This is a genomic window from Streptomyces sp. NBC_01304 (assembly GCF_035975855.1).
GTDB lineage: Bacteria > Actinomycetota > Actinomycetes > Streptomycetales > Streptomycetaceae > Streptomyces.
Genome location: NZ_CP109055.1, coordinates 1,457,158 through 1,478,692, shown reverse-complemented (window position 1 = coordinate 1,478,692; position 21,535 = coordinate 1,457,158). Strand labels below are relative to the sequence as shown.

Genomic DNA, 21,535 nt, shown 5'->3' with positions numbered 1-21,535 from the left:
GCCCGCAGCCGCCGGCCCGTGACGCACACCCTGCGACAGAGCCCCGGGCCGTGCCCCCGTGGTCCCGGTCCACGCGGGCCGACGCCGACACCTGCCCGGTGTCGCCCGCCGAGCGGATATGGCTCGACACGGGCTTGGACTGGTGTCGCAGGGAGTTCGGCGTCGCCGTGGCCCGGAATCCCATCGCCCTGCCGACGGCAGACTTCTTCCCCGCCGATTTCGCCGGCTCGGGGGGACAGGTCGACGAGCTGGTTCGCCGGGTCGGCGCGGTGATGGGCGCGGACGCCGGGAGCCTGACCGTGAAGCTGTTCGGAAGCCTCTCGTCCGACGGCCGTGCGGCGTCAAAGGACCGCATCGGTCGCCGGACGGTCGGCCGCTACCGGAGCGTCGGCGGCCGCAATCAGATCGAGTTGGACCTGGCGAGGGCCGACGAGCCCGCTGTCTTCGCGGCCGTCGTAGCCCACGAACTCGGCCACGTCCGTGTCCTCGGCGAGGCCCCTCGCGTCCACGACCACTATGGCGTGGACGACGAGCAACTCACCGATCTGGTCACCGTCCACCTCGGCATGGGCATCTTCACGGCGAACGCCGCGTACCGCTACACCAAGTCCGTACGGGGATTCTCCGTGTTGCCGATGGGCGACCTCACCGACCGCATGCTCACCGGCACCGCTCACGACCCGACCTTCGCGCTCGGCTATCTCAGCACGAACCAGTACGGATACGCGCTTGCCCGTCACTGCCTGCTCCGCGGCGAGACCGACCCGCCCTGGAGCCGGTACCTGGAGCCGGGTGTCCGCCTCGCCTTCCTTCGCGCCTTGCGCCACCTCGCCGCCGCTACCCCGCCTCACCCCGCGCCGCCGCCAACAGCCCCTCCCAGTCCGCGATCTTGACCGGTCCGCGTCCGAGTGAGGCGCCCAGTGCCGCTTCGGCCTGTTCGATCGCCCGCCAGCCCGTCCACTCGACGGGCCGCACCCCTGCGGCCCGCAGCGCGTCCAGCGGGTCCGTGGACGCTTCGTGCCGTACGAGGTCGGGGGCGTCCTCAAGCAGCGAGGTGACCGTCTCCTTCGCGCAGGGGCGGTTGGTGCCGATCACGCCGGTCGGGCCGCGCTTGATCCAGCCCGCGACGTACTCGCCCGGAGATACCGCTCCCTCGCGCAGTACCCGCCCTGCCCGATGGGGCACCGTGCCGGGGCCCTCGTCGAAGGGCAGGCCGTCGAGCGGCACCCCGCGGTATCCCACGGAGCGCAGGACGAGTTGGGCGTCGATGTCCTCGTACGTTCCCGTCCCCGCGACCCCGCCGTGGCCGTCCGGCGCGGTCCGTTCGAAGCGCACGGCGCCCACCCGCCCGCCGGCGGCGAGGAGTTCGACGGGCCGAAGGAAGAAGCGCAGGTGGATACGGCGGGCCCGGCCCTGCGACGGACGTCCGGCCCAGGTGCGCATGGCCTCGATGTTGCGGCGGTTGACGGCGGGCAGCGCCGCCGGATCGGCCCAGGCCGGGTCGAGCGCCAACTCGGCCGGGTCGAGGACGATTTCGGCATCCGGCAGGGACCCGAGCTCGCGCAGTTCCTTCGTGGTGAACTTGGCCTGCGAAGGGCCCCGCCTGCCCACCATGTGGACGTCCTGCACCCGGCTCTCGGCCAGCGCGGCGAGTGCGGGGCCCGGCATGTCCGTGCCGCGCAGCTCGTCGGCGCCGCGCGCGAGGATCCGGGCGACGTCGACGGCGACATTGCCCACGCCGATCACCACCGCGGACCGGGCGCCGTGCACAAAGCCGTTCTGGCCCGCGTCGGGGTGCGCGCTGTACCAGGAGACGAACTCGGTGGCGGACCAGCTGCCCGGCAAGTTCTCGCCGGGCACCGCGAGGTGCCGGTCGGCGGCGGCGCCCACGCAGTAGACGACAGCGTCGTACAGCCGCAGCAGCTCCTGTGCGGGCACGCCCTGCGGTCCGATTTCGACCGCGCCGAGGAAACGTACGCGGGGATCTTCCAGGACCGTCCGCAGGTTGTTCTGCAGCGATTTGATCTTCTCGTGGTCGGGCGCGACGCCATAGCGGACCAGTCCGTACGGGCACGGCAGCCGGTCGAGCACATCGACCCGCACTTGCGGCATCCGGTCCTGGGTGATGAGGGACTGGGCGGTGTAGACCCCGCTCGGCCCCGATCCGACGACGGCGACATGAAGCACGGCATGGCCCCTTCCGCGATGTCTTCAGCATCGCACCGCGGTCCGACAACGGGGAGGGATGCGACGCGACCATGGACGAGCTGCGCTGACGGGGTGCCTTGCCGCACCTCGACCATTGAGCGTGTGCGTGCCGTTGCTGACCGTATGTGACAGTACGGCTACCTTGCCACTGTGCGGAAAAGCTCATTTCTTGACGAAGCTGATCATTTTCGACCGAATGATATGGCGTACACGGCACCTGATGAAGTGACGTACACGGGATCGGATGGCGTGACGTACGCGGGACCGGATGAAGTGACGTACACGGCGACGTCACCGAGCGCCGCGGTGTCCGTGTGGCCGACGTGGGAGCTGCAGGGCCACGGCAGCGCGTCGGCGTACGGCGGCGCGGCGCCCGCGCACTTCCTTCCGCCCTGGTTCAACGTGCGGTTGACCTTCGGCGACGGCGGGCGGATCGACGTGCTCGCCGTGGTGTCCGACGGGCGCATCGCCATCGAGGACATGCGCGCCGAACCCGCCCTCGCCCTCGACGGATTCGCCGGGCTCGGGGACTGGCTGGAGGGCCCGCTGCGGGACGCCTGCCGAGTGGTGGCCGAGCAGTGTGCGGCGGGCGGGCCGCGCGGTTACTACGACGCCTTTCCGCCCGACCCGCCGGCGGGTCACCGGGCGCGCCCGTCCTGGCCGCGCGGCAGCGCGGGGCGGCGGGTGGTGGCCGAGGCGTACCGGGCGGCGCAGGACGAGGGGCGCGATCCTGTGCTCGCGGTGATGTGCGCGACGGGGCGCAGCCGCCGCAAGTCGCTCAAGCTGATCGCGGGGGCGCGGGACGCGGGGTATCTGGCTCCGCGCCACAACCGCCGCTAGGCGCTCCGCGGGTAGCGGGGTCATCTTGGGCTGGGCGGGCGGAGTGTGTCAGCTGCAGGCCGGTGGGGGCTGGTCGCGCAGTTCCCCGCGCCCCTTCGGGGCACGCGTTACTCCATCTCGCGCATCCTGTTGATCTCGCTCGTCTGTTGGGCGATGACGTCGTTGGCCATCTCCTCGACCTGCACGTTGTTGCCCTCCGACAGGACCTGCGTGGCCATGGTCACCGCGCCGTCGTGATGCGTGATCATCAGCTTCAGGAAGAGCTCGTCGAAGGCCTTGCCGTCGGCCGCGCGCAGGTTCTTGAGCTGGGCCTCCGTGGCCATGCCGGGCATCGGGGCGTCCCCGTGGTCGTGACCGCCGCCGGCCTTGTCCTCGTCGCCGCCGTTGTGCTTGAGCCAGCCCTTCATGGCGTCGATCTCCGGGCGCTGGGCCGCCGCGATGCGCTCGGCGAGACGCTTCACCTTCGTGGACTCGGCGCGCTTGGGCGCCAGTTCGGTCATGGTGAGGGCCTGCCGGTGGTGCTCGATCATCATGTGCGCGTAGTCGAGATCGGCCGAGTTGGGGGAGTCGTCGCCGAGTTCCTTGGCGGCGTCCTCGGGGGAGAGGGTCCGGGCGGCTTCGCCCGGTTTGCCCGGAGCGATCACCGAAGGGCCGTTGCCCGCACCGGACTTGCCCTCCGGCTTGCCGTCGGACGCGTCGCAGCCGCCGAGCACGAGAACGGCCGCCACGGCCCCCGCGGCGACGGCGAGCAGACGGGCACGGGCGCGAGCGGATCGGTGGCTGTTCAGCAAGGGGCCCTCCCTCGGGTTCACTTCAAGCACTTCAGGACCATCGGCATCGTCGACAACACCGTGGATGATCGTTCCTAGCACGCATCCGATCGGTGATGATCAAAAAACTCGATTACAAGTGCGTTGCCGTCTGTTGATATGGGCATGTCGAGCACGATACTGCGGGTGTCCGTGACCCGTTGAACGATCAACGGCGACTAGGGAGGACACTGTGACCCAGTTGAACGAACCCCGTGCCCGGCGCAGACGCTGGGGCGTCATGGCCGCCGCGGCCGGGCTCGTCGCCACACTCATGACGGCCGGACCTGCCGTCGCGACCCCGGACCCCGGCGACAAGCCGACGTCCACGCCGGTCTCCAAGAGCGATGAGGCCGCAGCCGAAAAAGCCATCAAGAGCGGGGAGATACCCGACCCGGACGAGGTCGTCCACTCCGACAACATCCAGCACCTGGCGAACATCCCGAAGGAGACCCTGCCGGGCCTCAACACGGACCTCGCCTTCCAGGGCAAGTACGCGTTCGCGGGCAACTACGACGGTTTCCGCATCTTCGACATCAGCAACCCGAAGGCGCCGAAGACCGTCGCCCAGGTGCTCTGCCCCGGCTCGCAGAACGACATCTCGGTCTCCGGGAACCTGCTGTTCCTGTCCACCGACTCCTCGCGCAGCGACAACTCGTGCAGCAGCGTGACGCAGCCCGCCACGGAGAAGAACTCGTGGGAGGGCATCAAGGTCTTCGACATCAGCAACAAGGCCAAGCCCGAGTACGTCGCCTCCGTCGAGACCGCCTGCGGCTCGCACACCCACACGCTGGTGCCGAAGCGCAAGAACGTCTACGTGTACGTCTCCTCGTACTCGCCCAACGTCACCTTCCCGGACTGCCAGCCCCCGCACGACGGCATCTCCGTGATCAAGGTTCCGCGCAAGGCCCCGCAGCAGGCGGCCGTCGTGAACTTCCCGGTCCTCTTCCCGGGCAGCGGCCCGGACGGCGGCGGCAACCCCGGCGGGCCCACCAACCCGGGCGTCTCCAAGACCACGGGCTGCCACGACCTGACCGTCCTGCCCTCGAAGGACCTGGCCGCCGGTGCCTGCATGGGTGACGGCATCCTCTTCGACATCAAGGACCCGGAGAACCCGAAGGTCCTCGACCAGGTCCAGGACAACGTCAACTTCGCGTTCTGGCACTCGGCGACCTTCAACCAGAAGGCCAACAAGGTCGTCTTCACCGACGAGCTCGGCGGCGGCGGTGGTGCGACCTGCAACGAGGCCACCGGTCCGACCCGCGGCGCCGACGGCATCTACGACATCATCGGCAAGGGCGACAAGCGCAAGCTCGTCTTCAAGAGCTACTTCAAGATCCCGCGCCACCAGGCCGACACCGAGAACTGTGTCGCCCACAACGGCTCGATCATCCCGGTCAAGGGCAAGGACCTCATGGTCCAGGCCTGGTACCAGGGCGGCGTCTCCGTCTGGGACTTCACCAACTCGGCCAAGCCCAAGGAGATCGGCTACTTCGAGCGCGGTCCGCTGACCACCGACGCCATCACGATCGGCGGCTCCTGGTCCGCGTACTACTACAACGGCTACGTCTACTCGAACGACATAGCCAAGGGCTTCGACGTACTCAAGATCAATGACCGTCGTACGGACCCGGCGCGCTGGGTCCGACTGTCCGAGCTCAACGTGCAGACGCAGCCGGACTACTTCGACTGATCCCGTCGATCCGGATGTGATCGGTCCCGGTCATCGGCCGGCGGGCGGACCGTCGCCGGCTGCGTCAGATGACCGAGCAGTCCACCAGGTGTCCCGCCGGGCGGCCCTTCGCCCGGCGGGACACCGAGCTCCCAGTCGAGCCCGAACCGCTGGAAGAGCTCCGCCCGCAGGGTCGCCACCGGCATCGGTGCGCCCGGCAGCAGCACGGCGAACACCGCGCCCATGAGCAGCGCACGCAGCAGCGGATACTCGGTGTCCACGTCCCGCGTCCCGTACCGCACGACGGTGTCGCGCAACAGCTCCGCGAGACGCTGCTGCTCAGCGCAGCGTACGAAGCCGTCGGCCTGCAATATCCCCGCCATGTGCGTCCGCATCAGCACGGGCCGCTCCACCGCCAGGCCGAGAATCGCGTCGATGGCCCGCGCCATCCGCTCGTCACCGTTCTCGGTGTGCGGTTCACGCGCGAGCGCCGCTTCGAGGGTGACATGCATCAGCCGGTGCACCGCGGACTGCAGCAACTGCCGCTTCCCCGGGAAGTAGTACGACACCAGGCCGCGCGCCGCCCCGGCCCGATCGGCGATGTCCCCGAGCGTCGTCGCCTCATAGCCGCGCTCGCCCACCAGCTCGACGGTCGCCTGCAGCAACCGCTCCCGGGAACGCCGGCGCAGCTCCTCGTTGACCGCTGCGCTTCGGGGGGACATCAGGAAACTCCTGCGTTGACTGGCTCTCAGCCAACTATACTCAGCCTGTGCTGAACGGCCCTTCCGGGGCTCTGTTCAAGGCTGCCGTCTGCGCCGGGCGACGCGGGGGATCGTCCGGCGCAGACGGCAGCCTCACTTCGGGGGATGCGTGTGCGGAGCGGCCCGCAGGGCGGGCCGAGCAGGGCGAGCCCCTATCCTGCGGTGATGATCAAGCCGATTGAGCTCGTGATATTCGACTGCGACGGCGTTCTCGTCGACAGCGAACGCATCGCCGTCCGTGTCCAGGTCGCCCTGGGGGCGGAGCTTGGCTGGCCGCTCACCGAGGACGAAGTGATCGACCGGTTCATCGGACGTTCCAGCGCCTCCATCGGCGAGCAGATCGCCGCCCGGCTCGGCCAGGAGAAGGCTGCTACCTGGGCGCAGCGGTTCGAAGAGCTGCACCGCGAGGCGGTGGATGCCGGTCTGACCCCGGTCGAGGGTCTTCCCGAGGCGCTCGACGGACTCACGCTGCCGACATGTGTCGCCTCCAGCGGCTCGCACGAGAAGATGCGCCACACGCTCGGCCGCACCGGCCTGTACGAGCGCTTCGCGGGCCGCATCTACAGCGCCGGCGAAGTCGCACACGGCAAGCCCGCGCCCGACCTGTTCCTGCATGCCGCACGGCAGATGGGGGTCGACCCGGCGGCGTGCGTGGTGGTCGAGGACAGCCGGCCCGGCGTCGAAGCCGCCCGTGCCGCGGGCATGCGGGCCTTCGGCTACGCGGGCGGCATGACGCCGGCGGCACGGCTCGAAGGACCCGGCACGGTCGTCTTCCACGACATGCGCAAACTGCCGCGCCTCCTCGCCGAGCAGTGACCGATGCGTTCGCCGGTCAGCGGTCCACGCCGACCGTGTCCCCGACCTCTAGCTGCTCGTACAGCCACTCGGCATCCTCGCCCCGCTGCACTCCGATCAGACCGCGGCCCGACTTCGACGGCCACTGATACATGAAGACACGCGAACCGTCGTCGGACACCAACTCCACCACCCAGCGGGCCCAGTAGTCGTAATCCCCGACGATGCCGACCGCGGATCCGGGCAGCAGGAGCTTGGCCGACTTGGACACCACGGTCAGTCGCTCCAGCGGCGAGGCGCTCTGCACGGAGACCGGGATCACCCGCCCCTTGCGTCCGGCTCGCTCGACCACGACTTGCCGTCGGCTCAGATCGAGGGAAACCTTCGCACGTCCTTGCCGAACAGGGCTCGGGTCCTGGCTCGGGCTCGCCGGCGCCGACGCGGCGGGCGAGGCCGACGTCCCGCGCGTCTCCAGGAACCGCGGCAGCCCCAGCGCCGCGGCTGCGACCAGCACCACAGCCACCGCGGCGGACGTCGCCACCCGTCGGCGTCGGCCACGCGCCTCACCACGTAGCCGAATCTGCGAACCGGACAGCGAAGGGGGCGTCTCCGCCTCGGCGGCGAGTCCGCGCAGCAGGGAGCCGAACTCGTCCCTCTCGTCGTCGGCGTCAGACATGGCTGCCCTCCATCTCCTCCGTGTTCAGCAGCCGGGCGAGCGCGGCCCGGCCCCGCGACAGCCGGGCCTTGACCGTCCCGACCGGGGCACCGGTCTCCGCCGCGACCTCTTCCACGCTCATGTCGCACAGATGATGCAGCACCACCGCGAGCCGCTGCGCCTCGGGCAACTGCCCCAATGCCTCCACCAACACCGTGTGTTCGGGCCCGGGCCCGGGCGTACGGTCCTGCGGCGGGTTGCTCCGCACCAGGTCCAGCCAGCGCCGCGTCCGCCGCCAGCGGCTGACCGCGAGCCGCATCGCCACGGTACGGATCCATGCCTCCGGCGCTCCCTCGGCCAGGAGCGCGGCCCGGCGGTCCCAGGCGCGCACAAAGGCCTCCTGCACCACGTCCTGCGCCTCGCCGTGATCGCCCGTGAGCGCGTACAGCTGCCCTACGAGACGGGGGAAGGCCGTCGCGTAGAAGGCGTCGAATTCCTCCTCGGTCACAAGCGGAAGGAGTGTCCCAGAGGGCTTTCGGTTCCCCCCGGAAGATTTTGTGTTTCAGATGCAACCCCGCTGCCCTCCCGTGCGTACAGAAGCCGCACACCGCAGCTGACCTGCAGCTGCCTCAGGGGGAGGAACCACCCATGCCACGCCACACCCGCGCCCGTCACCGCGCCGTCGCCACCGCTGTCGCCGCCGGACTGCTCGGCACGCTGTCGCTCACCGCGTGCTCCGCCACCGACGTGACACCGGACGCCGCCGCGGCCGAACGCGGCCGGCCCGCCACCACCGCGCCCGCGAAGGCGAAGCCCACGCAGGAGCCGCCCTCCCCGGCTGTCCTCGCTCACTTGGCCGCGGCCTCGGTCAACATCGCCGACGGCCGGGAGGTCGGTGTCGGCATGCCGATATCGGTCACCTTCAAGCACCCGATACCCAAGGCCGAACGTGTCGAGGTCGAGCGTCTGTTGAAGGTCACCGCCGATCCGGGCGTCACGGGCGGCTGGGCCTGGATCAAGGACCGCAACCTGCACGACGGCCAGCGCGTCGACTTCCGCCCGCGGACCTACTGGAAGCCGGGCACCAAGGTCAGCCTCCAGGCGGGCCCCGACATCTCCCGCACCGTCACCATCGCCCGCTCCCTCGTGGCCACCGTGGACGTACGCACCCACCGCATGACCGTGGTCAAGGACGGGGCCGACACCCGGACCATCCCGATCACCGCGGGCGCAGCGGGCATGGAGACCTGGAACGGCACGATGGTCGTCTCCGACAAGCAGCGCTCGGTGGTGATGGACTCCCGCACGGTCGGCTACGGCGACTCGTACTACGGGCGGTACAACTACGCCGTGCACCTGACGACTTCGGGCACCTACCTCCATGAGAACCCGAAGGCGAACACGTACGCAGGCAACAGCAACGTCACCCACGGCTGCGTCGGACTCGCCACCGACGGAACGGCGCGCGGCTTCTACGAGCAGATCATCCCGGGCGACGTCATCCGCGTCACCGGATCCAAGGACCAGGTCGCTGTCGGCAACGGCTACGGCGACTGGAACCTCCCCTGGTCCGAGTGGCTCGCCCTCAGCGCCCTCTGACCGGGCCCCGTCGGCGCCGGGCGGCCCCCACCGCCCGGCGCTGTCAGTGGCGTGTGGAAGGGTGCCGTCATGACGACCACGACGGAACTCACGCTGTTCGCCGACTACTTCCAGATACATGTCTGCGACGAGGACGCGGACGGTGACCTGGGCGACGCATGGACGACTGAGGCCGTTGCCGATCAACTGGCAGTCGCGGAGGACGCGTTGGGCATCGGCACGGTCGTCAACGTCAACGTGTCGGTCACCGTCGAGATCCTGCCGCACGAGCCGAGCGAGGACAGTTCCGAGTTCGACCACGTCGTCGAGGCGAGTGTCGATGTGCCGTCGGGGCGCCTGTCGGTCATGGGCTGCTCGGACTACGGCCCGGACGCGGCCGCTTTCGAGGTCCCCGAGGGTTGGAATCGCGTCCGCGCGTCCCGGAGCAACCTCGCGCGGGCGGCTCAGGCCGACATCGACTCCGCCAAGAGCCCCGAGACCACCGAGCGGATCCGCATCCAGGTGTGGCCGGCCCCGGAGCTTCCCTCGAGGATCGTCAAGCGTTGGGTTCGGGACGACGACAAGGGACACGCGTAAGTCGTCATGGCGCATCGGCGGCGAAGCCCTGGCTGAGGAACTGTCGGGGGACGCCTCGTACAAGGGGCAGCATTGCGCGTGGTGATCGTTCCCCCGTTGTTGACGTGGGGTCGGCGTGCTGTTGCGATCATTCGGCAACGGCGCGGTGGCGCGGTTCACTCCCTGCAGACGGTTGTTGCCGATCACGCACGCGGGCGTCGTCCCTCCGCAGCCACCGCCGTCGAACGTACGTCAATGAGGAGAGCCGTGACTGTTGAGGTGGAGATCGTTCGGCACGCGAGCGAGGAACTGGTGGACGCTCTGGGCAGGCTCCTGCCGCAACTGTCCGCCGGAGCCGAGCCGTTGGACTTCGCCGCGGTCGACCGCCTGGCGCGAAGCGAGGCCACCACTCTGCTGGCCGCCCGTGTCCGGGGCGAAGTCGTCGGCACCCTGAGCCTGGTGCTGTTCCCGGTGCCGGCCGGCGTGCGGGCCCGCGTCGAGGACGTGGTGGTCGACTCGGCCGCCCGAGGGCAAGGCGTCGCGGCCGCCCTCACGAGCGAGGCGCTGCGACTGGCCGGGGAGGCGGGCGCGCGGACCGTGGATCTCACCTCGCGGCCCGATCGTGAGGCCGCGAACCGGCTCTACCAGCGCCTCGGTTTCGAGGCCAGGCAGTCGACGGTCTACCGGTTCACCGTGCCGGCTTCGTAGTCGGAGTAGCTTTCCGAGTCGTCGCCAGAGGGTCATCGACTGGGCCTGTGTGCGCAGCACCGGTCGGGAAGGCATGCCCGTGCTCGGCGCAGAGAACGACGACGGCGCCACGCCCGACGGTCGGTCGGCGCCCGCCGCGCGTCATTCGTGCGCGAGCAAGGACGCCGCTGCCGCTATCACGCGAGCCGTCGCCCGCCCGAGGTCCCTCACGGACGGCTCGTCCGTCGGCAGACACCGCTGAGCCGTGGGGTCGTACACGCAGCCCAGCACCCCGGCGTGATCCGTGGCCGGCTCGGAAAGCTCGGAGTCCCAGCCGAGGGCGAGGAGTTGCTCGTGCAGTTCACGCGAGGAATCGCCGGGTACGACCGTGTCGTGGGTGCCGTGCACGAGCCGGACGGGCACCGGTGTCACGGCCCGGCGGACCGCGTCGAGGGGCACGGTGCCGGTGGTGCGTGCCGGGCGCCGGTAGCCGCCCGCGATGCCGACGACCGCGGCTGGCCGCCAGCCGTCGAAGAGCTCCGGCTGCAGGGCCACGCCCACCGCGGCGCCCGCCCCCGCGGACCAGCCCGCGAGCACCAGTTGGGCGGGGCCGTCGACGGCGTCCCGTACGTGGTCGCGGGCGAACCGCAGGGTGTCGGTCAGATGCGCGCGGCCGCCGTCGGGGCGGTCCGAACGCCAGTCGGGGACAAGGACGGTGGCCCCCGACCGGGCGACCTCCTGGGCCAGCGGGGCGAGCACGTCTCGCTCATCGGGGCCCATGCCGTGCCACAGCAGCACGCATCGATTGCCCGGCCGGGCGGGGGCGTAGATGTCGAGAAGCTTGCCGTCGCTGCTGCTGTCGGTGGCGTACCGCACGGTCCGGGTCCTCATCCGCACAGTCTGCCGGTCGCGTGGGGCACGGTGAACGCGGGGCCTAGGGCCTGTCTTCAAACTCCCGTCGTCGCCCGAAGGGCGGCCCCGCGGCGTCTGGTGCGTGCTCTCGGCGTGCCGGGTGGAAGTCCTCGTACTGGACGTACTTGGGCTTTCGCCCGGTGCGGCGAGAGTGCGCCCGCTGCGGCAGCAGCTGATGTCACTGCGGCGTCGCGGGGCAGGCGGGAGTTTGAAGACAGGCCCTAGGAGTCCTGGGCCGTCGCCGCGAGGACGATCTCCCGAATGCACACCCGTTGCGGAGCCTCGTAGGCGTACTGGATCGCGGCCGCGACATCCTCGGGGGTCAGCGCGTCGGTCGACTCCTTGTACGCCTGGTAGTCGGCCTTGATGGCCTCGTCGGTGGTGTGGGAGAGCAGTTCGGTCTCCACTACGCCCGGGGCGATGGTGGTGACGCGGACGCCGTGCCCGGCGACCTCGGCCCGGAGGTTCTCGGACATGGCGTGGACCGCGAACTTGGTGCCGACGTAGACGGTGTGGTTCGGGTAGCCCTTCCGCCCGGCCACGGAGCCGACGTTGACGATGGTGCCGCGGCCGCGCCCGATCATGCCGGGGAGGACGGTCCGTACGCCGTTGAGCAGGCCGCGGACATTGACGTCGAGCATCCGGTCCCATTCTTCGGCCGGTTGCTCGGCGACTTCGCCGAGCAGCATCACGCCCGCGTTGTTGACGATCGCGTCGGCCGGCCCGAATATCGCCTCCGCCTCCTCGACGGCGGCCGCCAGCGCCTTCGCGTCGGTGACGTCCACGGCACGGGCGAGAGCCGAGGGCAGGCCGAGCGCCTCCAGGCGGTCGACGCGGCGGGCCAGGAGCAGCAGCGGGTGGCCGAGGCCGGCGAAGGCGCGGGCGGTGGCCGCGCCGATGCCGGAGCCGGCGCCGGTGATGACGATCAGGGGCTTGTCGGGAGAGGGCATTGAGCACTCCAACTTTCTTGATTCAGTGGCTGTTTGGGGCGTGCGGGTTGGCCTCGGCGCCTTCGGTGCTGAGCAGTACGACCGTGCGGTCGGCGTGCTCCGCCAGCGCCGCGCGGCGTTCGGCGGCGGAGAAGGCGGCGCGGGCGCCGGCCAGTGTGGCCGCGCCGCAGGGCCCCGAGGAGACCCCGAGCGCCGCCAGATCGCGGGCCGCGCGGATGCTGTCGGCATCGGTGACTGCGACGGCCGTGTCGAGCCCGTCGCGCAGCACGGGCCAGGCGGCGCCCGAAGGCGTGCCGCAGTTGAGCCCGGCCATGACGGTGGCGCCGGTGGGAACGGTGGTCGGGCGGCCAGCGGTGAGCGACGTCAGGACGCAGGCGGCGGTATCGGGCTCGACGCCCAACAGTGAGGGCGGCGGGGCGTCTCGCGGGACGCGGTAGTGGGTGACGGCTGCCTGGGCGAGCGAGCCGACGCCGACAGGGACGGCGACCAGTCCGGCGGGTTCGGCGCCCAGCGCGCGCAGTTGCGCGTCGATCTCGCCGAACAGCGTGCCGTAGCCCTCGGTGATCCACCCCGGGATCCGGGTGTATCCGGGCAGGGCGGTGTCCTGGATGAGGACGGCGCCGGGTGCGCGACCGGCCTCCTCGGCGGCATCGCGTACGGCGTCGTCGTACGGGCCGAAGACCCGCGTGACGCGCGCGCCCTCCGCCTCGATGGCGGCAGTCGCTGCCGGGTGCACCGCATCGGGGACGAAGACGTGGGCGGCCAGGCCCAGGAGCCGGGCGGTACGGGCCACCGCTCGGCCGTGGTTGCCGTCGGTGGCGGTGACGAGTCGTTCGCCGGGTGCCTCGGCCAGCGCCCGGTGGATCGCCCAGGATGCCCCCAGGATCTTGAACGCGGGCAGGCCGAGCCGGGACGACTCGTCCTTCACGAACACTCTGCGTACCCCCAACTCGACGGCAAGGGAGGGAAGTTCACGGAGCGGGGACGGTGCGTAGCCGGGGAGGGCGGCGTGGAAGGCGGCCGCGTCGCGCGGGGCCGGCGGGCAGACCCAGGAGCGGGCCGGCGGATGTGTGTACCAGTGGGCGGTGGGCATGACGATCACTCTGCCGTGCCATCATCTCAACGGTCCAGCACATCTTTTCGAGCAATACTCATCGGCAGAACCGAATGATTGGAGAGGTCCGCATGCTCGATCTCCACCGGCTGCGGCTGCTGCGTGAGCTCAAGCACCGTGGCACCCTCGCCGCGGTCGCGGCCGCCCTCTCGTACAGTCCCTCGTCGGTCTCGCAGCAGCTCTCGGTGCTGGAGTCCGAGGTCGGCGTGGCACTCCTCGAGCCGGTGGGGCGGCGGGTGCGGCTGACCGAGCAGGCCGAGATTCTCGTGGCGCACACGGAAGTTCTGCTGGAGAGGCTGGAGCGGGCCGAGGCCGACATCGCCGCCTCGCTGGCCGGCGTCACGGGCACGCTGCGAGTCGCCGCCTTCCAGACGGCCGCGCTGGCACTCGTCCCGCCGGCCCTCACCCTGCTGCGTGCCGAGCACCCCGGTCTCCGCATCCACGTCACGCAGGCCGAACCGGAGGCGGCGCTGCCCGCCCTGCTCGCGCGGGATGTGGACCTGGTCGTGGCCGAGGAGTACCCGGGGCACGCGGTCGCCCGCTCCGCCGAGATCGAGTCGGCGGAGCTGTGCGACGACGAGATGCGACTCGCCCTCCCGCCGCGGAGCGCCACCGATGCACCTGCACCCGAACCGGCAGCGGCCTTGCGTGAGTTGGCGGGTCACCCTTGGGCCATGGAACCGGCAGGCACCGCCTCCCGGCAGTGGGCGACGGCCCTGTGCCGGGAGGCCGGATTCGAGCCCGATGTGCGGTTCGCATCACCGGACCTGCTGGTTCAGCTGCGGCTCGTGGAGCAGGGGCACGCGGTGGCATTCCTGCCGGGCCTGCTGTGGGGCGGGCGCGCGCCGAGCGTTCCGCTGCTGCGGCTGCCGGATGGCGCTCGTACCCGGCGGCTCTTCACCTCCGTACGTCACGGCAGCGAAGGCCACCCGGCTGTCCGGGCCTGCCGATCGGCGCTGCAACGCGCGATGGAGAGCGCCCGCTGCCTGCCTTGAACGCCCGCTGCCTGCCTTGAACCCCTGCTGCCTGCCTTGAACGCCCGCGCCCGGACCGTTCGTCGCCCTTCCTTGCTGTTGGTTCGCGCCGGCGGTTCGGCTCACTGCGAGCCGTAATACATCCGAAGGAACTCCTCCATGGCCGCGTCGACGCCGGCGCGGTCGCCGGTGGCGAGCAGGTCGAGCAACAGGCCGCGAACGGTGGCGAGTCCCAGCCTGGCGCGGTTCCTGGCCGTGGCGGGATCCACCCCTGCGGCCACCTCGGCGGCCACGAGCGGCTCCAGCCAGTCCGTCACGAGCCGTTCCAGGAGGGGTGCCACCTCGGGGCGGCCCCGCAGGCCCTGTGCGCAGATCTCGAAGAAGAGCCGCTCTTGGCCGGCCAGTTCGGGGTCCGTCAACTGCTGCCACAGTCGCCGCGAGGCGTCGGCGGGCGAGAGGCCGGGCTCCAGTCGGAGCTGAGACAGGAGAGCGCGCTGGCGCAGCTCCGACGTCCTGACGATCTCGACGAGCAGTTGCTCCTTGGAGCCGAAGTAATGGATCAGCATGCGGTGACTCACACCGATCGCGGCGCCCAGGCGGCGCAGGCTCAGATCCGAGATGCCGTGAGCTGCGACGTGATCGACGGCCGCGTCCACGATCCGGCCGCGCCGGTCCCCGCCGGTGTCGTGTGCGGTCTCGCTCTTGGGGTGTACGTCGTCCATATTCGCCACGACGCGAGTGTACCAATTGGTACATGGCCCATGTACCGTGTGGTACATGAAGCCTGTCACCGCGTCGATCGATGTGCCGCACCCGCCCGAGCAGGTCTACGACTTCCTCGATGTCATGGCTCACCACGAGCGCTTCACCGATCACTACTTGACCAACTGGCGCTGCAGCGGGCCCGATCGGGGCATCGGCTCGTGCGCCACGGTCACCGCCGAGCTCGGTGGCACGAAGACCGAGATCTCGATCGAGGTCATCGAGGCCGACGCGCCGCGCAGCATCGTCGAACGCAATGTGAGCGCGGGTGGTCGGCGCCTGGCTCACGGCACCTACACCGTCGAAGCGCTGCAAGCCGGCGGCAGCCGCGTGTCGTTCACGTACGCCTGGGAGCGCGCCCCGCTCGCCGACCGCCTGCTGGCACCCGTGATCCGGGCCACGATGCGGCGGGCCAACGCCACGGTCATGCGGCGCCTGGCCGCCGAGTTGGCCGTCCATGTCGCGACTGCCGGCTCCTGACGGCGGGGCATCGGCAACTCGCCGGGTTATTGCGCCCAGTCGAAGACGCCTGATTCGAGGTCGATCTGCGCGTTCCCGCCACCGAAGTTGACCTCGCCGACGCCGTCCTCGAGCTCGAACACGTACGGGGTCAGTCCGCCGGGCACCGCCTGGCAGGGCACTATGGTTCCGCCGAGGTGGGAGCGTCCGCTGATGGTGGTCCAGTACTCCTGCAGGTGCGGGTCCTCGGACGACCAGGCCTCGACGTAGGCGTCGTCGCCGTCCTCGGACGGAGCGATGCCGGTGTTCGGGTCGTCCGCGCGCTCGCCGATCCAGACCGTGGTCTCGGCGGCGCTGTCGTCCCAGGCGTTGCGGCCGAAGCAGGACGGGTCGGAGGGATCGCCGGGATCGGCAGGGCGGATGTCGGCCGGGGGTTCGGTCCGGGGCGCGCCGAGTTCCGCTGCGGTGAGCCAGATGAGCGCGTGTGTGCCGCCGATCAGATCCTCGAGGTCCTGCTGCCGGGGATGGCGTGCGGCGGCCGCGGCGGCCACCGCGGCAAGGAACGGGTCGGCCGCCTGCTCGGCCGAGAGCGGCGAGCCCGCCAGCAGCTCGGCGACGCCGTCGACGTCGTCGGCGACATGGTCGTCGGCCTGGAAGAAGGCGATGGCGACCAGAGCCGGGCCCTTGCGGCGGTAATCCGGGGGGAGTTCGAGGGTGAGCACGTGCACCATCGGCAGGCCGGTGATCGGACTCCGGGGCCACCCCGCAGCCCCGATCCCGGGCGCGCGCCCGCCGCACCACCCGGCGACTCGGGCCTCGGGCAGATCGATGGCGGTATCCGATCCGGGCCGCACGAGCAATGCGTCCGCGGACTCCCCGAATCCCAAGTCGTAAGCCTTCACCCTGAATGCCTCCGTTCGCCGGCGAGGCATTGAAACTACGCGACAGCACTGACAGGCCTTCCGCGCCGGGGCGGAGAACGTCGTCGGGTGAAGTGGAACGGGCCCCGGCATTGCCGGGGCCCGACCTTCGCACGGAACCAATGGGGGGATCGATTCACTGCGTCAGCGTGCTCAACGAGCCGCCTGCAGGAACGTTATGGCTGAACGGGTACGCGATGCCGGGAGCGATTCGATCGCGTCAGGCCATCCAGGGCGGCAGGCCTCTCTGCTGCTGATCTACGCCCACTCGACGAGCTGGACGATCACGCCGTTGGGGTCGGTCAGCTGGAACAGCCGCTCGGCCCATGGCTCTTGGCGCAGAGGCAGGGTGGTGTTGGCAGGGCGGGCCGGGGTTGGCCGCCGCTAGCGGGTGTAAGTGGTGATGGTGAGGCCGGAATCAAAGCTGCGGGTGCTGGTCGGCTTGAAGGTCGTCGGGGTGAACGGCCCCTGGAACAGCGGGATGCCGGAGCCGAGGATCATCGGGTTCCTCTTGATGATCAGCTCGTCGATCTCTTCGCGGAGCACGGCAGCGAGCGTGCCGCCCCCGGACAGCCAAATCCCCATGCCGTCCTGCTTCTTGAGCTCACGGACGAGTGCGACGGGGTCACTGTCGACGACCGTCACCGCGGGGTCGGGGGCTACCAGCGTGCGGGACACGACGTACTGCCGCAGGTGTGCGTAGGGGCTGGTGAGGCCCATCTTGAAGCCCGGCTCGTACGCCCCACGCCCCATGATCACAGTGTCGAAGCGTTCCGCGGGACGGTCCGCCACGCCCCAGGGCCCGCGTGCGGGCGTCGGCATGGTCTCGGGGAAGTCGGCGAGGATCGCCGCGGCCTCCTCGCCCTCGAAGGGGAAGAAGTCGAACTCGCCGTTGGGGCCGGCGATGTAGCCGTCCAGAGTGGCGGCGACGTAGTAGGTCAACTTGCGCATGCAGGTGCTTCTTTCACGAGGGGGGGGCAGGTGCGATGTGGTCAGGCGCCGGGCAGATCGAGCTGGTACTCGTGGACGATCTGCTGGGAGCGGAAGCCCAGGCGCCGGTTGACGGCGAGCATGTGGGTGTTGTCGTCGGCGTTGTCGGTCTCGATCTCGACGATGGCGGGGTAGGTGTCCTTGAGGGTGCGCACCATGGCGGCCTTCAGCCACAGCCCGAGCCCGTGTCCGCGGTGGGCGGGCACCACGGCGGTGTCGTACTGCAATGCCTGGCGGGTTTCCCCGGCCCGGATGACGATCTCGGTGTAGCCGCCCATGGTGTCGCCCTTGAGCGCGGCGAGGGTGAGCAGGGTGTCGCCCCGGTCGGCCAGGACCTGGGCCATCTTGCGGACCCGGTCGGCGTCCCAGTCCGACTGGCCGTAGTCCATGTCCCCGGTGGGCATGTCGTTCATCGCGTTCTTCGCCGCGGCGAAGGTGCCGGCGAGGTGGTCGGGGACGGTGCCGGTCCAGCCCGCCAGTTCGTAGCCGGGGTACTCGGCATCGGCCGCGGAGTCGTCGGCCTCGGCGACGGACAGCAGGAGTTGATGGAGCGTCAGTACGCGGCGGAAGTCGCGTCCGGTGCAGAAGGCGTCGCCCGCGGTGCCGTCGGTGGCCACGGTCAGCAGGCTGCGGCGCTGCTCGACCTGGGCGGCGAAGGCGGCCGTGGACAGCAGCTGCGTACCGACGCCGCGGCGTCTGGCGGCCGGGTGGACGTGCAACTCCAGCTCGACCAGATGGTCCTGGCCTGCTGCGGTGAACAGGCGCAGCCCCGCCACGCCGACGACGCTGCCGTCTGTCTCCGTGGCCAGCCAGAAGAGTCGGCGGCTGTCCAGGCCTGGTGTGGTGAGCTGGGCGTGCACCTGCTTGGCGCTGGGCAGTGGCCGGCCCGGGAGGTCGTGCTCCATGGCGGCGCTGACCACCGCGTGCCATGCGGCGGTCTGCTCGGCCGACAGCCAGGCGACCGGGGCGATGTGGATCTGCTGGGACATGGGGAACTCCTGCGGTCGATGTGCTCACTACGCTAGGGAGCACGCCGACCTGCGGAATCGGCCCGCGTTACTTAACCCCATGACGGATACCGGGCGCGGTATCAGTCATCGGCTACCGGTGGGCGGCCATGGGAGCGCGAGTTATCGATGGTCGGCCATCGCCGCGGGCAGCTCATGACGCGAGGCGACGCCCAACTTCGGGTAGGCCCGGTAGAGGTGGTGCCCGACCGTCCTGGGGCTGATGAACAGCTGGGCGGCGATGTCCTTGTTCGACATGCCTTCCGCCGCCAGCGTGACGATGTGCAGCTCCTGCGGGGTGAGCAGGGACAGCACGCCCGGGCCGCGGCGCGGGGTGATCGCGACGCCGGTGGCCTCGAGTTCGGCCTGGGCACGGTCGGCCCAGGGCCGGGCGCCGATCAGGTCGAAGGTTTCCAGGGCCGCGGCGAGATGCGTCCTGGCCTCGGACTTGTGGCGGCCGCGGCGCAGCCACTCGCCGTACAGCAGCTGCGTACGGGCGTGTTCGAAGGGGCGGCTGTCGCGCTCGTGCAGTCGCAGCGACAGGGCGAAGGTGTCCTCTTGAGGGTCGAGCAGCGCCCGGCAGCGGTGCAGGAGCGCCTCGATGGAGGGTTCGGGCACCCGGCGTGCCAGGTCCGTCAGCCGGCCGAACGCCCCCGTGGCCAGGTCGAGTTCACCCAGCCGTGCCGCGGCCTCGACCAGGTCGGGCAGGCTGCGTTCGGCGGGCAGCTGGTGCTGTGCCGGTCCTTCGTACAGCACCGTCAGGTGGTCCAGGGCCTCCCGCACCCTGCCGTGGCCGAGGTCGAGCAGGCCCAGCGCCCACCTGGCCCGGTGCGGCCCCGCCGGACGGGCGCCCGTGCCGGGGTCGGTCAGCGCCTCCTGGGCCAGGTCGCGGCAGCGGTGCTCGTCGCCCTCGATCGCCGACAAGTACGCCATGACCCCGTGCGCGTGACTCACCCAGTGGGGCTGTCCGGTGTCCTCGGCGATGTCGAGCGCCTCCGCGGCGCTGGTCGCGGCGGAGCGGTAGCGGCCCAGGAAGGTCTGGGAGATGGCCGCGTAGTACAGGGCCGAGGGCAGGACGCCGACCTTGCCCTCGTTGCGTGCCGCGGACGCCACCTTCGACGCCAGGGCCTCCGCTTCCGCGTCGAGGCCGCCCATCAGGCCGATGCCACAGATCATCAGGAGATCCCTGGCCTCGTGTGCGCGCAGGGCGGCCGCCTCGGTGAAGACCTCCGGCAAGTCGGGCAGCCGCTCGGCGGAGCGGCAGAGTGCCAGGGCCGTCAACCAGCGCTGGAGCTGCAGCACCGACCAGGCGGGATTGCCTGCGGGCGGCCGCAGCGCCTCCAGTTGGGCCGCCGTCACGGTGGCGAGGTCGTGCTCGCCCGCGAACCAGGTGGTGTGCAGGGCGTCCATCATGACCTCGACGGCCCCGACCGGGTCGCTCTGCGCGAGCCTCGCGGCCTCCGCCAACTGCAGGGCATGGGCCTGGCGGAGGAAGCCCCGGCCGGCTGCGGCCGTCGCCCGGACCCGGACCAGGCCGCGGCGGGCCGCCGGGTCGGTGATCCGCTCCGCCAGGGTCTGGGCCCGGGCGAGGGCGCCGGACTCCAGGGCGGTCTCGGCGGCCAGGGTGAGCAGACGGGTGCGTACGTCGGCAGTGACGGCCAGCTGGGCCGCTCGTTCATAGGCCGCCGCGGACGCCGCGTACCCTTTGCGCCCGGCCGCCAGCGATGCGGTGCGCTCCAGTTCGGCCGCGATGTCGGCGTCGGGTCCGGTGGCGGCCGAGGCCAGGTGCCAGGCCCGCCGGTCGGCCTGGTCGGCATCGACCAGTGCGTCCGCCAACGCCCGGTGTGCACGCAGCCGTTGATCGAGCGGGGTGCCCTGGTAGACGGCGGCCCGCACCAGAGGGTGCCGGAAGGTCACCTGTCGGCCGTCGACCCGCAGCAGCCCTGCCCTCTCCACCGCGGGCAGGTCGCCGACACCCGCCCCCATCGACTCCGTGGCCCGCAACAGCAGGCCCAGGTCGCCGGTGTCGTCGGCGGCGGCCACGAGGAGCAGGGTGCGGCTCGCCTCGGGCAGCCCGCCGGCCTGGGCGTGAAAGGCCAACTGCAGCCGGTTGGTGAGGGGGAGTGCGGGACCCGGTGTGGACTCGGCGAGTGCGGTGGGCAGTTCGATCAGCGCGAGGGGGTTGCCCGCCGCCTCGGTGAGGACCCGCCGCCGTAGCTCCGACACCAGGTCGCCCTCGCGGGCGTCGACCAGTGCGGCGGCCGCTTCGCAGGACAGCCCTGCCAGGCGCAGCTCCGTCAACCCCGGTGTGGGGAAGGGGGCTTCGCCGTCGCGGACCGCGAACACCATCGCGACGCCCTCGGCCCCGAGGCGCCTCGCGGCGAACAGCAGCGCCTCGGCCGAGGGCCGGTCCAGCCACTGGGCGTCGTCGATCAGGCACAGCACGGGGGCGCCCTCGGCCAGCTCCGACAGCAGGGTCAGCACGGCAAGACCCACCATCATCCGGTCCGCCGGTACACCCAGGGCCAGCCCGAACGCCCCCTCCAACGCCTGGCGTTGGGGTTCGGGAAGACCCTTCAGCTGGTCGGTGAGGACCGGGCGGAGCAGCAGGTGCAGGCCGCCGAACGGCAGCTCGGCCTCCGACTCGATGCCCACGCCCCGCAGCACCAGCATGTCGCCCTGGTCGGCGAAGGAGTCCAGCAGCGCCGTCTTGCCGATGCCCGGTTCGCCGCGGACCACCAGGACACCGCTCGTCCCGGCGCGGGCTTCCTCGAGCAGCCGGCCTATGACCGATCGCTCGGCATCCCTCCCGTAAAGCATGCAGGTCAGATTACCTGCAGGTTGCCCGCCCACGACCTGGCCGTCG

The 21,535-nt window shown here is 70.9% G+C and carries 22 protein-coding genes and 1 pseudogene; 9 read left to right on the top strand and 14 right to left on the bottom strand.

Features of this window, described 5'->3' with window-relative positions:
* Nucleotides 1-50: 50 nt before the first annotated feature.
* Complete coding sequence (locus OG430_RS06470) at nt 51-893, top strand: hypothetical protein (protein ID WP_327351455.1); 843 nt, start codon at nt 51-53, stop codon at nt 891-893.
* Here OG430_RS06470 and OG430_RS06465 read toward each other — a convergent pair.
* Entirely contained in the window at nt 838-2,187 is a 1,350-nt protein-coding gene (locus OG430_RS06465) for an FAD-dependent oxidoreductase (protein WP_327351454.1), read from the bottom strand. The genes OG430_RS06470 and OG430_RS06465 overlap by 56 nt on opposite strands.
* A 327-nt stretch (nt 2,188-2,514) precedes the next feature.
* Here OG430_RS06465 and OG430_RS06460 point away from each other — a divergent pair, with 327 nt between their 5' ends.
* Nucleotides 2,515-3,048: a DUF6214 family protein gene (locus OG430_RS06460; protein WP_327358972.1), complete on the top strand. Its 534-nt coding sequence runs from the start codon at nt 2,515-2,517 to the stop codon at nt 3,046-3,048.
* Between the two features lie 107 nt (nt 3,049-3,155).
* Here the strand turns inward: OG430_RS06460 and OG430_RS06455 are convergent, their stop codons facing one another.
* Complete coding sequence (locus OG430_RS06455) at nt 3,156-3,839, bottom strand: DUF305 domain-containing protein (RefSeq protein WP_327351453.1); 684 nt, start codon at nt 3,837-3,839, stop codon at nt 3,156-3,158.
* A 259-nt stretch (nt 3,840-4,098) separates the two neighbouring features.
* Here OG430_RS06455 and OG430_RS06450 point away from each other — a divergent pair, with 259 nt between their 5' ends.
* A complete protein-coding gene (locus OG430_RS06450; RefSeq protein ID WP_442816693.1) occupies nt 4,099-5,550 on the top strand; it encodes an LVIVD repeat-containing protein in 1,452 nt (483 codons plus the stop codon).
* Here OG430_RS06450 and OG430_RS06445 read toward each other — a convergent pair.
* Nucleotides 5,538-6,251 carry a TetR/AcrR family transcriptional regulator gene (locus tag OG430_RS06445; RefSeq protein ID WP_327351451.1) on the bottom strand — a complete coding sequence of 238 codons (714 nt, stop codon included), beginning with the start codon at nt 6,249-6,251 and terminating at the stop codon, nt 5,538-5,540. The two genes, OG430_RS06450 and OG430_RS06445, sit on opposite strands and share 13 nt — an antisense overlap.
* Before the next feature lie 204 nt (nt 6,252-6,455).
* Here OG430_RS06445 and OG430_RS06440 point away from each other — a divergent pair, with 204 nt between their 5' ends.
* Entirely contained in the window at nt 6,456-7,106 is a 651-nt protein-coding gene (locus OG430_RS06440) for an HAD family hydrolase (protein ID WP_327351450.1), read from the top strand.
* Between the two features lie 16 nt (nt 7,107-7,122).
* Here OG430_RS06440 and OG430_RS06435 read toward each other — a convergent pair whose 3' ends face one another.
* Together OG430_RS06435 and OG430_RS06430 are read right to left on the bottom strand one after the other, a co-directional pair.
* Nucleotides 7,123-7,761, bottom strand: coding sequence for a L,D-transpeptidase (locus OG430_RS06435; RefSeq protein ID WP_327351449.1), 639 nt, complete (start codon nt 7,759-7,761; stop codon nt 7,123-7,125).
* Nucleotides 7,754-8,248, bottom strand: a complete 495-nt coding sequence (locus OG430_RS06430) for a SigE family RNA polymerase sigma factor (RefSeq protein ID WP_327351448.1) — start codon at nt 8,246-8,248, stop codon at nt 7,754-7,756. Before OG430_RS06430 ends, OG430_RS06435 begins: the two co-directional genes overlap by 8 nt.
* Nucleotides 8,249-8,388: 140 nt before the next feature.
* Here OG430_RS06430 and OG430_RS06425 point away from each other — a divergent pair, with 140 nt between their 5' ends.
* From OG430_RS06425 to OG430_RS06415, 3 genes are all read left to right on the top strand, one after another.
* Nucleotides 8,389-9,339, top strand: coding sequence for a L,D-transpeptidase (locus OG430_RS06425; protein ID WP_327351447.1), 951 nt, complete (start codon nt 8,389-8,391; stop codon nt 9,337-9,339).
* A 69-nt stretch (nt 9,340-9,408) separates the two neighbouring features.
* The gene (locus OG430_RS06420) at nt 9,409-9,915 is read left to right on the top strand and encodes a hypothetical protein (RefSeq protein ID WP_327351446.1); all 507 of its coding nucleotides are present in this window, start codon (nt 9,409-9,411) and stop codon (nt 9,913-9,915) included.
* Nucleotides 9,916-10,161: 246 nt separating this feature from the next.
* On the top strand, nt 10,162-10,602 hold the full coding sequence (locus tag OG430_RS06415) for a GNAT family N-acetyltransferase (protein ID WP_327351445.1): 441 nt from the start codon (nt 10,162-10,164) through the stop codon (nt 10,600-10,602).
* 141 nt (nt 10,603-10,743) lie between these two features.
* Here the strand turns inward: OG430_RS06415 and OG430_RS06410 are convergent, their stop codons facing one another.
* The 3 genes from OG430_RS06410 to OG430_RS06400 form a co-directional block, all read right to left on the bottom strand.
* Entirely contained in the window at nt 10,744-11,472 is a 729-nt protein-coding gene (locus OG430_RS06410; protein ID WP_327351444.1) for an alpha/beta hydrolase, read from the bottom strand.
* Between the two features lie 242 nt (nt 11,473-11,714).
* A complete protein-coding gene (locus OG430_RS06405) occupies nt 11,715-12,443 on the bottom strand; it encodes an SDR family oxidoreductase (RefSeq protein ID WP_327351443.1) in 729 nt (242 codons plus the stop codon).
* Nucleotides 12,444-12,465: 22 nt separating this feature from the next.
* Complete coding sequence (locus OG430_RS06400; RefSeq protein WP_327351442.1) at nt 12,466-13,536, bottom strand: pyridoxal-phosphate dependent enzyme; 1,071 nt, start codon at nt 13,534-13,536, stop codon at nt 12,466-12,468.
* A gap of 92 nt (nt 13,537-13,628) precedes the next feature.
* Here OG430_RS06400 and OG430_RS06395 point away from each other — a divergent pair, with 92 nt between their 5' ends.
* A complete protein-coding gene (locus OG430_RS06395; protein WP_327351441.1) occupies nt 13,629-14,552 on the top strand; it encodes a LysR substrate-binding domain-containing protein in 924 nt (307 codons plus the stop codon).
* Nucleotides 14,553-14,653: 101 nt separating this feature from the next.
* Here OG430_RS06395 and OG430_RS06390 read toward each other — a convergent pair whose 3' ends face one another.
* Entirely contained in the window at nt 14,654-15,253 is a 600-nt protein-coding gene (locus OG430_RS06390) for a TetR/AcrR family transcriptional regulator (RefSeq protein WP_327358971.1), read from the bottom strand.
* Between the two features lie 55 nt (nt 15,254-15,308).
* Between OG430_RS06390 and OG430_RS06385 the strand changes: the two genes are divergently transcribed.
* Nucleotides 15,309-15,773: an SRPBCC family protein gene (locus OG430_RS06385; protein ID WP_327351440.1), complete on the top strand. Its 465-nt coding sequence runs from the start codon at nt 15,309-15,311 to the stop codon at nt 15,771-15,773.
* A gap of 26 nt (nt 15,774-15,799) precedes the next feature.
* On the opposite strand, the gene OG430_RS06380 is transcribed toward OG430_RS06385, so the two are convergent.
* The 5 genes and pseudogenes from OG430_RS06380 to OG430_RS06360 all read right to left on the bottom strand — a co-directional run bounded on the left by OG430_RS06380 (nt 15,800) and on the right by OG430_RS06360 (nt 21,489).
* The gene (locus tag OG430_RS06380) at nt 15,800-16,654 is read right to left on the bottom strand and encodes a hypothetical protein (RefSeq protein WP_327351439.1); all 855 of its coding nucleotides are present in this window, start codon (nt 16,652-16,654) and stop codon (nt 15,800-15,802) included.
* 276 nt (nt 16,655-16,930) lie between these two features.
* Nucleotides 16,931-17,023, bottom strand: a pseudogene (locus OG430_RS06375) (VOC family protein); the annotation flags it as partial.
* Between the two features lie 33 nt (nt 17,024-17,056).
* Nucleotides 17,057-17,623 carry a dihydrofolate reductase family protein gene (locus OG430_RS06370; RefSeq protein WP_327351438.1) on the bottom strand — a complete coding sequence of 189 codons (567 nt, stop codon included), beginning with the start codon at nt 17,621-17,623 and terminating at the stop codon, nt 17,057-17,059.
* A gap of 41 nt (nt 17,624-17,664) precedes the next feature.
* Nucleotides 17,665-18,651 carry a GNAT family N-acetyltransferase gene (locus OG430_RS06365; RefSeq protein WP_327351437.1) on the bottom strand — a complete coding sequence of 329 codons (987 nt, stop codon included), beginning with the start codon at nt 18,649-18,651 and terminating at the stop codon, nt 17,665-17,667.
* A gap of 141 nt (nt 18,652-18,792) precedes the next feature.
* A complete protein-coding gene (locus tag OG430_RS06360) occupies nt 18,793-21,489 on the bottom strand; it encodes a helix-turn-helix transcriptional regulator (RefSeq protein WP_327351436.1) in 2,697 nt (898 codons plus the stop codon).
* Between the last annotated feature and the right edge of the window lie 46 nt (nt 21,490-21,535).